15 protein-coding genes are annotated in these 12,685 nt (G+C 64.7%); 7 read left to right on the forward strand and 8 right to left on the reverse strand.

The annotated features are described in order from the left end of the window. Nucleotides 1-2,271, forward strand: coding sequence for a ThiF family adenylyltransferase (locus GGD66_RS24965; protein ID WP_183259280.1), 2,271 nt, complete (start codon nucleotides 1-3; stop codon nucleotides 2,269-2,271). 13 nt (nucleotides 2,272-2,284) lie between these two features. Here the strand turns inward: GGD66_RS24965 and GGD66_RS24970 are convergent, their stop codons facing one another. Then, nucleotides 2,285-3,244 carry a hypothetical protein gene (locus GGD66_RS24970; protein WP_183259281.1) on the reverse strand — a complete coding sequence of 320 codons (960 nt, stop codon included), beginning with the start codon at nucleotides 3,242-3,244 and terminating at the stop codon, nucleotides 2,285-2,287. Further along, a complete protein-coding gene (locus tag GGD66_RS24975) occupies nucleotides 3,241-4,452 on the reverse strand; it encodes a patatin-like phospholipase family protein (RefSeq protein WP_210321658.1) in 1,212 nt (403 codons plus the stop codon). The genes GGD66_RS24970 and GGD66_RS24975 overlap by 4 nt, the downstream gene beginning before the upstream one ends. Before the next feature lie 128 nt (nucleotides 4,453-4,580). Here GGD66_RS24975 and GGD66_RS24980 point away from each other — a divergent pair, with 128 nt between their 5' ends. From GGD66_RS24980 to GGD66_RS24990, 3 genes are read left to right on the forward strand one after another with little or no spacing between them, the layout of a single operon-like run. After that, nucleotides 4,581-4,991, forward strand: coding sequence for a hypothetical protein (locus GGD66_RS24980; protein ID WP_183259283.1), 411 nt, complete (start codon nucleotides 4,581-4,583; stop codon nucleotides 4,989-4,991). A gap of 15 nt (nucleotides 4,992-5,006) precedes the next feature. Continuing rightward, nucleotides 5,007-5,456, forward strand: coding sequence for a hypothetical protein (locus tag GGD66_RS24985; protein ID WP_183259415.1), 450 nt, complete (start codon nucleotides 5,007-5,009; stop codon nucleotides 5,454-5,456). A 2-nt stretch (nucleotides 5,457-5,458) separates the two neighbouring features. Further along, nucleotides 5,459-6,181, forward strand: a complete 723-nt coding sequence (locus GGD66_RS24990; RefSeq protein WP_183259284.1) for an SOS response-associated peptidase — start codon at nucleotides 5,459-5,461, stop codon at nucleotides 6,179-6,181. A gap of 3 nt (nucleotides 6,182-6,184) precedes the next feature. Here GGD66_RS24990 and GGD66_RS24995 read toward each other — a convergent pair whose 3' ends face one another. Continuing rightward, nucleotides 6,185-6,685, reverse strand: coding sequence for a hypothetical protein (locus tag GGD66_RS24995; protein ID WP_183259285.1), 501 nt, complete (start codon nucleotides 6,683-6,685; stop codon nucleotides 6,185-6,187). Nucleotides 6,686-6,871: 186 nt separating this feature from the next. Between GGD66_RS24995 and GGD66_RS25000 the strand changes: the two genes are divergently transcribed. After that, nucleotides 6,872-7,153: a hypothetical protein gene (locus tag GGD66_RS25000; RefSeq protein ID WP_183259286.1), complete on the forward strand. Its 282-nt coding sequence runs from the start codon at nucleotides 6,872-6,874 to the stop codon at nucleotides 7,151-7,153. 35 nt (nucleotides 7,154-7,188) lie between these two features. Here GGD66_RS25000 and GGD66_RS25005 read toward each other — a convergent pair whose 3' ends face one another. Together GGD66_RS25005 and GGD66_RS25010 are read right to left on the reverse strand one after the other, a co-directional pair. Then, nucleotides 7,189-7,440, reverse strand: a complete 252-nt coding sequence (locus GGD66_RS25005) for a hypothetical protein (protein ID WP_183259287.1) — start codon at nucleotides 7,438-7,440, stop codon at nucleotides 7,189-7,191. Nucleotides 7,441-7,461: 21 nt separating this feature from the next. Continuing rightward, the gene (locus tag GGD66_RS25010) at nucleotides 7,462-8,388 is read right to left on the reverse strand and encodes a Ku protein (RefSeq protein WP_183259288.1); all 927 of its coding nucleotides are present in this window, start codon (nucleotides 8,386-8,388) and stop codon (nucleotides 7,462-7,464) included. A gap of 167 nt (nucleotides 8,389-8,555) precedes the next feature. Between GGD66_RS25010 and GGD66_RS25015 the strand changes: the two genes are divergently transcribed. Together GGD66_RS25015 and GGD66_RS25020 are read left to right on the forward strand one after the other, a co-directional pair. Then, entirely contained in the window at nucleotides 8,556-8,774 is a 219-nt protein-coding gene (locus GGD66_RS25015) for a hypothetical protein (protein WP_183259289.1), read from the forward strand. Between the two features lie 5 nt (nucleotides 8,775-8,779). Then, complete coding sequence (locus GGD66_RS25020) at nucleotides 8,780-9,025, forward strand: hypothetical protein (protein WP_183259290.1); 246 nt, start codon at nucleotides 8,780-8,782, stop codon at nucleotides 9,023-9,025. A gap of 696 nt (nucleotides 9,026-9,721) precedes the next feature. Here GGD66_RS25020 and GGD66_RS25025 read toward each other — a convergent pair. The 3 genes from GGD66_RS25025 to GGD66_RS25035 all read right to left on the reverse strand — a co-directional run bounded on the left by GGD66_RS25025 (nucleotide 9,722) and on the right by GGD66_RS25035 (nucleotide 12,564). After that, entirely contained in the window at nucleotides 9,722-10,510 is a 789-nt protein-coding gene (locus GGD66_RS25025; RefSeq protein WP_183259291.1) for a 3-hydroxybutyrate dehydrogenase, read from the reverse strand. A 79-nt stretch (nucleotides 10,511-10,589) separates the two neighbouring features. Beyond that, entirely contained in the window at nucleotides 10,590-11,381 is a 792-nt protein-coding gene (locus GGD66_RS25030) for an acetoacetate decarboxylase (protein ID WP_183259292.1), read from the reverse strand. Nucleotides 11,382-11,412: 31 nt separating this feature from the next. Further along, nucleotides 11,413-12,564, reverse strand: coding sequence for a DUF3734 domain-containing protein (locus tag GGD66_RS25035; protein ID WP_183259416.1), 1,152 nt, complete (start codon nucleotides 12,562-12,564; stop codon nucleotides 11,413-11,415). Nucleotides 12,565-12,685: the final 121 nt, after the last annotated feature.

Raw genomic sequence — 12,685 nt, forward strand, 5'->3', positions numbered from 1 at the left:
ATGTTCCACCCGTGGCTCGGTCAGTGGGGCGAGGCCTGCGATCCGGCCGATCTGCAGATACTGGTCGCGTCGCAGCTCGTCCGCCTGCTTTCGACCCACGGCGCCGGCGTCGCCGGGATCCTCGGCGCGCGCCGAGGCGGCGCCGCCGAGGTGCTGGTGCTCGAGGTGCAGACCGCGCGACCCCAGCGTCCTGCCTATCCCCTGAACCGGTCGGAGCCCGTCGCGATCCTCTTTCCGCAAGAATGCGCAGCGCCGATCGTGCTGGCGTTGCGGCCCGACTTTCCGGACACCCCCCATCAGAACTGGGTGCCTGAGCAAATCCCCGCCTGCCTGTGCGTCGACGACCGTCCTTGGGTGGAGGCCAGACTGACCTACACCGCGGGACAGCTGCTCTTCCGGATCCTGAACTGGTTCAAACTGGCCGGGATGGGCGAGCTGCACGAGACCGGACGCGCGCTCGATCCGCACTTCACCGGCGTAACCTTCGAGATCATCCTGCCTGCGTCGGTGTTCGCTCAGGGGCCGGCCGGCAGGGCCGATCTCGTCGGCTTCATCCAGGCCGGCAAACGGCATCCCGTCATCATCGCCGAGACATACTCGCCCGAGCGCCACGGCGCGGCCTCCGTCGGCGGCATCGTCATGACGACCTACGAGCTACCGCCCCAGAACATGAGGCGGCTCCGTCACGTCCCGACCACGCTCGCCGAACTGGTGCGCGAATTGGCCGATCACGGCATCGACCTCGTGGCCGATCTCGGCGGCAAGATCGACAGTTGGGCGGGCATCCAGCGAAGGGACGTCTTCCGCCTCACGTCGCGGCTCGCGGTCGCGCTGAAGGTGCCGGTCATCGACCCGGCGACCGGCACCGTCACGCGAACGGACAACCTGGCATTCGTGACCGATCAGTCTCTCGGCGAGGTCGGCGTCGCACTGGGCCGCCTGCTCGAGAACCGGTCAGACGTCGGCATCCAGCAAGGGTTCGTGCGCCAGATCGTGCCGGCCGCGCCCGACCCGCTGCGGCTCGCCTCGATCTCGCTCGGTACGGCAATCGCCCACGTCGAATTCGATGCGGAAACGGCCGCCACGATGTCCGGCCTCGCCGCGCCCGACCGGCGCAAGGCCGTGATCGTGGGGGCCGGATCCATCGGATCGAATCTCTCGGAGGCGCTCGTCCGCGAGGGGCGCTTCGATTGGACCGTTGTCGACAAGGACTATCTGCTGCCGCACAACCTGGCGCGGCACACGCTGACTCTGCAATCGGCCGGCGCGTTCAAGGCGGATCACGTCGCCGCAAGGCTGCGGACGCTGCGATCGGGCGTTTCATGCGAGGCGATCGTGGCGGATTTTCTGGACGTCCACGACGACGAGATGGCCGCCGCTCTTCGCGCAGCCGACGTCATCATCGACACTTCCGCCTCCATCCCCGTGGCCCGGGCGATCGCCGACCTGGACATCGGCGCGCGCCGGGTCAGCGCGTTCTTCAATCCGGCCGGCACAGCGGCCGTGCTTCTCGTTCAGGACCGGGAAGGGAAGACCGATCTTCGCGCGCTGGAGGCGGCATATTACGCGCAGATCCTGACGAAGGAGGAACTCGCCGACCATCTCTCCCAGTCGGCCAACGCGATCCCCTATGCGGGTGCCTGCCGCTCAGTGACCAATCGCATTCCGGCGGCAAGGGCCGTAGCCTTGAGCGGGCTGGTCGGGATGGGGCTGTCGAAAGCGATCGATCGCGACGAAGCGCTCGTTCAAATCTGGTCGCTCGCGGAAAGCGGTGCGGTCGGAGTCTGCGCCCGGCACGTGGAGCCGCCACGGGTCCACCCTTCGCTGTGGCGCGTCTTCATCGATCCCGGCGTCGAACGTCGTCTCAAAGGCATGCGGGCCGAGCACCTTCCGAACGAGACCGGCGGCGTGCTGATGGGCGTGGTCGACGTCGCGGCCATGCGGATCGACGTCGTCGATGCGTGGGACCAGCCGCCGGACAGCCGCGGCTCGCCCGCGATGTTCGAGCGCGGGACAGGCGGCCTCAAGCAGCGCGTGTTCGACGCGATGGAGCGCACGCTCGACCAGGTCAGGTACGTGGGCGAGTGGCATTCCCACCCCCGGAACCATTCCACCAACCCTAGCCACATCGACGTCGCCCAGATCGCCTGGCTGACGGACAGCCTTGCATCCGACGGCTGCCCCGCGTTGATGATCATCGTCGGAGACGACGACATCCGCGTCTGCATGGGTACGACGGTGGAAGCCCTCAAGGCGGATCTGTCGAAATAGGCCGCATCTGGGCTCAGCGCGGCCAGGACCTCTTGGCGCCGTAGCGCTGGCGAAGCGTGTCGCCGTTGGCGTCGAGGATGCCGCTCTTCTTGGAGTACAGGCCTTCGACCCGCGACGATTCCTTGGTCGACCTCCCGATCAGATTGATCACCTCGTACCCGCCGGTGTGTTCTCCCGTGGATCGGATGATGACGTCGCCGGTCTTCGTCGTCTTCAGGTGGATGCCCTGCTCGTGCAGCAGTTCGCAAATCTCCTCGCGGGGATGATCGTACATGTTGTCGTGGTCCGACGAGCAGATCGCCACGTCCGGTTCGATGTGATTCAAGAATTTCTTGGTCGTGAACCCGTTGTCGGCGCCGTGATGAGCCAGGATCATTACGTCGACCTCGCTTCTCAGCACGCGCTGCCGGCGAAGCCTCGCGCCGATGAGCGGCGACTCCACGTCGCCCAGACTGAGCACGTTGAAGCTGCCCTTGCGGAACAGCTTGACGGTCGAGTTGTCGTTGGCGTTGTCGCTGATGTGCAGGGGGTTGTACAGCGTGTCCCGGAAGGCCTTCTCCGACGCATGCTCGAGGCCTTGGATGTATTTCGGAGTGATGTGCCGGATGATCGGGGTGCTGCCCGTGTTGCGGCGCCTCGCCCGGTATTCGGCGATCATCTCCAGGCATTCCTCTCCATGACCGTAGTCCTTGTGCGGGTCGTAGCCGGGGCACTCGATCTTCATCGGCCTAATCAGGTTCAGCAGGTCGGGGAGCTCGAACTTGTTGCAGTGGTCCGCATCCCAACTGGTGATGTGCAGGACGTCGGCGTGTTCGACGCCGCACTTCTCGAACATCTCGCGTTCGACCTGTGCTCGGCTCTCGTCCGTCAATCGCGCCTCGATCATCGTGAAATGACCGTCGGCGAAATATGAGAACGACGACCCCGGATTTCCGAGATGATATGCGCGGAAGCGCGTCCTGATTCCTCTCATGCGCGGTCACCCCAGCAGTGCGATTTCGGAAAGCCTGTCGCGGCGTAGGTCGTGAGCGTTGCGTCGGCGATCTCGAAGCCGTGCCGCGCCAGATCGTCGAAGGCAGTGAAGGAAAGGGCCTTCAGGTCGGTGGGGTGCCGCAGCGCCATCGTCGCCTGCTCGTCAGTCTGAAAGCGGTCGTAATAGCCGACGGGCCGGACAAGATCGTTCTTGACGTCAACCGCGCGTACCGAGTTGCCCATGCGCAGCAACACGCCGTCGATCGTCTTCGATGCGATGTCGGCGATCAGCACCCTCGAGCGCAGCGCGCGGATCTGGTCGCCTGCGACGTCGAACAGGCGCGGACTGGTCAGCCCGCCGCCGAACAAGGCCGCCAGCGGCGAACGGCCTGGCGCAGCGAGCGGGCCGGAGGCGTCGCTGCAGATCAGGAAATCGCAATGCCGCAGACCCTTGCCGGGCTTGGTGACGGCCTCAAGTCCCATGTTGTCATAGGCGCCCCCATCCCAAAGCCGCACCTCGCGTCTGGCAGGTTCGCGAGAGCGTACCTGCCTGCCGGTCGCCGGATCGGTTTCCCACCAGCCGGCGGCCGGCAACGACAGCCGCATCGCGCCGATCACGTAAGGGACTGCCGCGGAGGCGGCCGCCGCGACCGACAGCGCGACCTCGGGTGCATAGTGTCGCCCGAAGCTCCAATCTCCCATCTCGCGCTTGGCAAACCGCCAGTTCTTGCCGGTGTCGAAACAGGTCGTGTTGATCAGCCAATGCGGGGCATCCGGCAAGTCGGCAAGCGTGCCCGAGACGCCCCAATTCCGCTCCAACAGCCTGGCGAGCACGGACGCCCGATTGCGGGCGAGATCCATGTTGAACTCGGCAAGCCCGCGCCAACCGATGGCCTCGAGGCTGAACAGGTCGCGCGACGTCATCCTGCTCCTCATCGCAGGATAGACATCCTCCATGAAATCTTTCGAGGACGGCCATTTCATTCCGGCTGCCGCCACGACCGCAGCCGTCACGAGGCTTCCGCCGGAAACCGTTGACACCACGGAAACCCGTTCCAGCGCACCTTCCGCAGCGAGACGTCTGAGGACACCAAGGTGGAAGGTTGCGGCGCGGACGCCGCCGCCGGACAAAGCGAGACCGATGCGCCGCGCGCCACCATCCGGAACGATCGACGTTACCGTGCCATCGCCAACCCTATTCGTGCTCACAACGGACGTTCTCCACGGCTCCAAAATCGTCAAAGGCTTAGGCGCGCGGCGTGGGCGACGCGGACGAGAAATCTCTCGCCAGGCCCGGAAACGACTCGACATATGTTCTTGATATGTTCTAATTCGACATGACCGACCGCCCCGCCAGCTGGCGCATGCCGACCCGACGACAGATGGAACAGATGGCCTCCGCCGTCGGCAGGAGGGCCCCTCCCGCGCCCGGACTGGCTCCGGACGCCGACCTGCCGCCGGAATACTGGCAGGCACTCCTGGATGACCCCCGCGCCGACGCTGGGGAGGCGGGCCCCGGCGCGTCCGGACGCCTACAGCAGCTAAGCCAAGTTCCGCAGCATTTACTGAGGGTGTCCTGCCGACGCTGCGCCCGGACCGTCGAGATCCAGAAGGTCGACGTGATCAGACTGTACGGTCAGAACGCGATCTGGCGGGACGTCGGCCAGCGCCTGCTGAACAACACCTGCATCAACCGGACCGGGCGGCATGAGGAAGACGGCTGCTGGCCGTCGTACGAGACGCCGTAGTCGATGGGACCGGCCGTGGCCCCAAAGCACCACCCGACCCCTCTCTCTGGCGGCGACCGCAAGGCGCTGCATAAGGAATTGGGGAAGGCCCGCGCGATGACGACGATCCTCGCCACTCAGGCAGCCGAAGCCCGGGCCAAGGGCGAGGCCCTGATCAAGCAGGCCGACCGTCTCCTGTGCGAGTCCTGGAACGAACGCATGTGGGCCGACGGCGAGCCCATCGACCCGTCTCCGACGATCGACGAGGCGATCAATGGCGGCTACGCATGGCTCGAGATCGAATGCTCGCGCTGCAAGACACGGCGCGACGTCGATCTCGCAGCCTTGCGGCACCCTCCGACGACCGCAGTCCATGACCTGGCGAGCCGGCTCCGCTGCAGCAAGTGCGCCAAGGCCAATCGCAGGCCGGCGGCCACGCTGCTACAGTTGGTGCAGCGCCCTCGCCAGGCCGCTCCGGAGACCTGACGATGTGCAATCTCTATTCGATCACGACCAACCAGGTCGCCATCAGTGCGCTGTTTCGCGTCGTCAACCAGTACGTCGGCAACCTCGCCCCGATGCCCGGCGTGTTTCCGGATTACAAGGCGCCGATCATCCGGACCGGCGCCGACGGCCGGGAGCTCGCGCTTGCCCGCTGGGGCATGCCGTCGTCGTCGAAAGCGCTCATGGACGCGACGAAGAAGCGGGCCGAGAAGCTACAGGCCAAGGGCAAGACCGTCGATTTCAAGGAATTGCTCCGGATGGAGCCGGACAGCGGCACGACTAACATCCGGAACGTGAAGTCGAAGCATTGGACCCGCTGGCTGGGTACGGAGCACCGCTGCGTGGTGCCGTTCAGCTCGTTCAGCGAGTTCAACAAGGCCGAGGGTGGCGACATCTGGTTCGCGCTCGACGAGGCCCGCCCGCTCGCCTGCTTCGCCGGCATCTGGGCCAACTGGACGTCGGTCCGAAAGGTCAAGGAAGGCGAGACCACCAACGACCTCTTCGCGTTCCTGACGACGGAAGCGAACGCGGAGGTTGGCGCGATACATCCGAGGGCGATGCCGGTGATCCTGACGACGCCAGAAGAGGTCGAGACCTGGATGACCGCGCCCCCGGACGAGGCCCTGAAGCTGCAACGGCCGCTACCCGACGGGACGCTTCGCATCGTCGCCCGCGGCGTGAAGGAAGACACGGCTGTCGCGGCCTAGGTCTCAGTCGCTGTCTTGGCACTGCTTGAGCTTGTCCACGACCGCCGAACTCTCGACCACCTTGCCGTCGCGGCTGAGCGGCACGTATGCGGCCTTCCGGCCCTCGGCGTCGGTGACTTCGATGACTTGCGGCATCGTGTCGGGGTACTCGCCGGCGTGCTCTTTGGTCTCCACACGGAAGCCCTCGAAGCGCATGTCGCTGCCGTCCATGCCCGGATCCTGCGGCCGCTTCTCGGGTGGCATCGGCGGCAGGTCGGGATCGGCCGCATTCCGGGGCGGAGAACTCCATGAAGGCGGACTTCGGTCGAGAAGGCGCCGAAGCTCGTTGACGGCCTCCCCGCGCCGTTCGAGCTCCTCCACCGCGGCGACGACCTCGTCGCGATCGAGAACGTCGAGCAGGTCGTTGATCGTGCGCTCGCAGTCCCGCTCGCCCGGTTCCACGTAGCGCGCCAGGATGGCCTGGGCCCGCTCGACGGCGTCCTGCACCAGCTTCTCGGCGGTCATCGACCAACTCCACGCAACTCGCACTCGCCGATTCAATGGGCGCGCCGGGCGCCTTGTTCCTCGGTCAGCACCGGGGGAACACGTGGAAAAGCGCGGTGCCGCGATTTCGAATCCCTGGGCTGTGGTAGCAGCGCGGAACGCACGGTGGCTGACAAGGATTCGGTCGAAGGCCAAGGAGCGATTTCGATGCTGATGTTCAAGGAGAGGCGGCCTACGATCCGGACGCTGCGCGGCTGGGCGATCTCGGTGCTGCAGGAGGCAGGCGCCATCCGCGAATGCGAGGAGCACGGCTGGATGCAGGACCGCGCCGACCCCCATGCCCGCCAGAGAGCAGTCGACCTCGCCTGCAAATATCCGCCGGCAGGCATCTCGACCGATCATGCCGTCGCGGCGATCCTCGAAGTGCTCGATTCCATCGGGGACACGTGCCCGGAGTGCCCCGCGAGCGAAAGGGGTCCGGAGGACTGAGCGAAGCGGTTCCGACAACTCGGAACGACTTCACCTTAGCGCCGGCGCGCGACCCAGACTCCAACCAAAAAGGCGGCCAAGAGCGACCGCAGCGGGGCATTCATCGCTGTCTCGCGCAAGCGATCCGCCAAGCGCAGGGCGACGTCTTGAGATGGGCGCGGTCGTCGCAAGTCGGCGGCCGTTTTCGCTTCGGCATTCAGCCTGGCCGCAACAGCCAACTCCGCGCCTTCTGGGTCGTTCACCAGGCCGGAGGCTTCCGTCATCGCTGAGGCTTCCTTCATGTCCATGCGAACCTCCTACCACTAGTTTCAGGCCGACTTCTGCTGCGGCCTGGCGGCGGGTTTCTTCGCGGCCGCCTCCTTCGCAGGCTTCTTGCCGGCGATGGGCATCAGCATCTCCTTCTGGCCCGCGGACGCCTTCTTCGGCTTCTTGGCGGGCTTGGCCGCGTTCGCAGGCGCGGCCTCCTTGCCGACTGACCGGCGCAGCGCCTCCATCAGATCGACGACGTTGCCCGCCGCCGGCTTGGACTTTGGCGTGATCGGCTTGCCGGCGCGCTTCTGGTTGATGAGATCGATCAGCGCGCTCTCGTAGTGGTCCTCGAACTTCTCGGGATCGAACTGCCCCGCCTTCTGGTTCACGATGTGCCTGGCGAGGTCCAGCATGTCCTTGGTGACTTTGACATCCTGGATCTCGTCGAAATATTCCTGCTCGCTGCGTACCTCGTACGGATAGCGAAGCAGCGTGCCGACGAGTCCCTTGTCCATCGGCTCGAGCGCAATGATGTGCTCGCGGTTGGTTAGCACGACCCGACCGATCGCGACCTTGTCCATCTCGCGGATGGTCTCGCGGATCACCGCGAAGGCGTCATGCCCAACCTTGCCATCGGGCCGGAGATAATAGGGCCGGATCAGGTAGCGCGGGTCGATGTCGGATTTGTCGACGAATTCGTCGATCTCGATGGTTCGCGTCGATTCCAGCGCGATCTCCTCGAGCTCCTCCTTCGTGACCTCGATGAACTGGTCCTTCTCGAACTGGTAGCCCTTGACGATGTCCTCGTTGGGCACCTCGTCGCCGGTGTCCGCGTCGACCTTCAGGTACTTGATGCGATGGCCCGTCGCCCGGTTGAGCTGGTTGAACGAAATTTTTTCGCTCTCCGACGTGGCCGGGTAGAGAGCGACGGGGCAGGTCACGAGGGACAGACGCAGGAAGCCTTTCCAGTTGGCACGCGGCGCCATGGTACGCAGAACTCCGTTTGGGTTGGCCTGGATTCAAGACGAACGGCAGATGCCAGTTCCGACAGGCCAGCCTTTCCGGGCGAAGATTCATCCGCACGGTCCCTCGCAACAAGCGGAATCCAACGGAGAGCCATTGACTCATTGGAACAAATGAAGAACATGGAAGCATGTCCGCCGCTTCCGAACCTGCTGCGCCCGCCGAGGGCGATCTTGAGCTCGCCGCCGATCAGGCCATCGAAGCCTGCGGCGGAGATCCCCGGGAGGCGGTCAAGGCGTTGTTGATCGCCATCGACTTTCTCGAGGCCGAGGCCAACGAGCTACGCGCGGCGGTCTCGAAAGGATATTCACGCGGGCGGCATAGCCCGCAGCGCGAACGCAAGGAGTGACTGCGATGGACGTCACCTACTACGTGGCATTGCCGTTCGTCATGGCCGACGACGGGGTCGCGCCCGGCGAGGCGATAGAGTGCCTCAGCGCCAACGCCGCCGTCATGCGCGCCGAAGCGCTCTCGCGGAAACCAGGCTGCGCCGGCGCCGTCGCGTTTTCGCGGACAGGAGACCCGTCCAGCGGCGATTTCAGCGACGCCAAGCTGATCCGGAAGTTCGGCGAGGTGCCGGACGATCTCAGCGCCCTATGAAACTCCACTGGATCCGGAACGAGATCGCCCGCATGCGCGGCCAGATACCCGCCCAGGAGCGCGAACCCAGATGCTGCAGCGCGCGGGCATCGGGACGGCGTCGGCCGAGCTCATGCTCACCCGGAGGCGGGTCAGGGCCGCGAGCTTTGGCATGAGCTGGATCGGAGCAGGCCTCGCCGGCTACCCTCCGATCTTGCTTCCTACCCGTTTCGTTGCGCGGTCCAATATCCCGAGCAGCGCCCCCCTGCTGCGTGGCCACTCCAGCTCCCGCGACCGGCGTCTCGCGTCAGTCTCCCGGACCCTGCTGCGTATTTGTCGTGGACCGTAACCGACGCGTGAACCGCGCCCGAACGTCCGACGTGGCCGGCAAACTTCACCAGATTGGGATGCGTGACGAATCCGTCGTTTATGTTCACGGAAAAGCTGTAGGTCGGATCACAGCTGCCGCGCTGCGTCACGAAAAGAAGATTCCAGGATCCATCGTAAGAGGTTCGGGCCTCGGCGGCCGTCGCCAAGGTAAGGCAGGCACAGCCAACGACAGTCGCGAGTAGTCGCTTGTTCATGATCTTCTCTCCAGATGTTGGTTGATGTTCGGTACTAGGGGGTCGCAGCTGGGAGCACCGTCGCTTGATCTAGCGCAGGTGTTCGCGAGCAATTCTTTCGCGGTCCGCTTCCCAGTGTCTGATGTTTCGGCGACTACGCGGCCGTCCAGCCGCCGTCGACGGAAAGGTTGGCGCCGGTGATCTGGGCGGCGTCCTGGCTGCACAGGAACAGCGCCAGCGAAGCTACCTGTTCCACGGTGACGAATTCCTTCGTCGGTTGGGCCGCGAGCAGGACCTCGCTGATCACCTCATCCCTCCTCATGTTGCGCGCCACCATCGTGTTCGGGATCTGCTTCTCCACCAGCGGCGTCCAGACGTATCCGGGGCTGATGCAGTTGCAGGTGATCTTGGACCGGGCGAGCTCCAGCGCCACCGTCTTGGTGAGTCCCACGATGCCGTGCTTGGCGGCGACGTAGGCCGACTTGAAGGGCGAAGCGACTATCGAATGCGCCGAGGCCGTGGTGATGATCCGGCCCCAGCCGCGCTTCTTCATGCCGGGCACGGCTGCACGGATGGCGTGGAAGGCGGACGACAGGTTGATCCCGATGATCGCATTCCACTTGTCGACCGGAAACTCCTCGACAGGGGCGACGTGCTGGACGCCGGCATTGTTCACGAGGACATCGACGCTGCCGAAGGTGCTTTCCGCCAGCGCGATGAGCTCGGCGATCTGGTCCGGGCTGTCCATGTCCGCAGCCGAATAGACCGCCTTGACGCCAAATTCCCTCTCGATCGCAGAGCGCTCGTTCTCGACATCGGCCCGCGCCCCCATTCCATTGAGCACGACGTTGGCCCCGGCGCCCGCGAAAGCACGAGCATAGCCTAGACCGATGCCGCTGGTTGAGCCGGTCACGACTGCGACTTTACCTTTCAGTATACTCATTTGGTCTTTCCTTCTTGTGAGGTGCTGCGGCTCCACGCCGCGGTGTTTCCGGACCTACGCAGCCCGTCGAGACCGTCACTCAGGTGACAAGGGCTCGCTCGTAGCTCCCGACCGGGCGCCGGATCGACTGCTGCAGATAGTCGTGAACGACCTTGCCCAATCCCAGCGTAAGGTCTGCGCGGATGTGAACCGCGGACACGATCTCGAGCACCGGCAAATCGGACACGGGAGCGAGGGCGTGAGGCGTCAAGGAGAGCGCGGCGGGGCCGGTCCACGCGCCCTTCAGGACGAGTTGCTCGAGGTGATATTCGACGAGCTCGCAAATCCGCGGAGTGCCGTCCACGTGCGGGATGATCTTGAGCAGGAAGTTCGGCTCCTCCAGAGCGGCCTTGACCTGCGCCAGGTCGGCTTCGCGGTGCTTGTATCCCATCGTGCCGGTCGCCACCCGCAACGGACCGTAATCCAGCGTGCCGATGAGCGTATCGAGTTCGGTCCGCAGCGTCGGCTGGCCGAGCTTTTTCGGAAAGCCCCAGAGCTCCCGGCCGCCCGCGATCGGTCCCTCATCGTTCAAGAACATGCAGTGGGTGTAGCCGCCCTTGCGCCCGCGGAACGACACGGGGATCACCTGGCCGCTCTCGGTATAGTCGCCGAATCCGTTGGAATCCGGCATGCGGATGAATTCGTACTTGACCAGCGCTTCGTGCTCGTCAAGTTCGAGCGGAGCCGGGATGACCGATCGCAGCTTCGCCGGATCGGTACGATAGGTGATGATCAGGTATTCGCGGTCGACGAAACGATACGGTCCCGGCGGATATGCCGGATTCGTCAGCGGCATGGCGAACGCACGCCTCACGACTTCACTCTCGCGCATTTGAATTGTCCTGTGATTGGGAAGAGCCGGCCTATTCGCGACCGTCGTGCTCAAGATCGAACGTGGAGACGCCGTCCGCACTCGTCGGGCGGGCCAGCACCTCGGGATGCCGAAGGGTGCGCAAGGCGTCGTGATAGCCGGCGCGCCAATGATCCTGCATCGACAGACGGGAAAACTCGTAGTCCTTGGAGTGGCCTTCGTAGTCCCGCGCGCGATAGATCAGGTGGACCAGGCTATGCACGTTATTAGAGGCGGCGGTCCTGAGCAGCTTGACGTCCTCCTGATCGCGCAGGTCTTCCGGCAGCCTGCTCAAGAGAGCCGCCAGGTCTCGCTGCAACCGGTGCAGGCTCTTGAACTGGTCCGTGCTCGCCCGCGTGCGACTGGAGTATTGGATTTCCTTCTGGCGAGTGATCACTTCCGCCATGTTGCCCGGAATCTGGCCGCGCGCGCTCCAGAGATCGACCTGAAACACAAGCGTGTCCTGTCGGGCGCCGCACTCGATCACCCACTGCAACGGAGTGTTGGATACGAGCCCGCCATCCCAATACTGTTCGCCATCGATTTCGACGGCCGGAAAGCCCGGCGGCAGCGCACCGCTCGCCAGGATGTGCTCCGGCCGGATGGTATGGGTGGCAGTGTCGAAATAGACCATATTGCCGGTCCTCACGTTCACGGCCCCTGCGCTGAACCGCGTCAGACCGGCGTTGATGCGATCGAAATCGACCAGGCGCTCCAGCGTCGTCTTCAGCGCGCTGGTGTCGTAGATGCTGGTGGCGGCAAGCGTTCCACCCGCTTGCAGCCAAGGCGCGAACGGCCGCGCGGAAAAAAATCCGTTCGCCCCGAACACCGCCGCAAAGCCCGCATTCACCTGATTGAGAAAATTGCGGTTGTGATCGCCGTTCATCAGATCGGTGAACGGCGCGTCCAGCGTCACCTGCGTCCAAAATTCGCGGAGCCGGTCGACCCGGGCGTTCGGCGGATTGCCGGCGATGATCGCGGCATTGATCGCCCCGATCGAAATGCCGGCGATCCAGTCTGGATGGATGTCGGCTTCGGCCAAGGCCTCGTAGACGCCTCCCTGGTATGCCCCCAAGGCGCCGCCGCCCTGCAGCAGCAGGGCGATGCAATCGAACGGCAGATGCCGGTCGGCGGTCGCGAGATTTTGTCGAGGCTGAAAGTTCATGGTTCTTGCCCTTGATTTGCGGTTGTTCAAGCCGGCGGCTCGTTCCGCCGGCCGGCCCGCATAACCAACTATTTAATGAACTATACGGTATAGTTTATTAAATAGTCAAGACACTCGCGTT

It is taken from the genome of Bradyrhizobium sp. CIR48 (assembly GCF_014198315.1).
GTDB lineage: Bacteria > Pseudomonadota > Alphaproteobacteria > Rhizobiales > Xanthobacteraceae > Bradyrhizobium.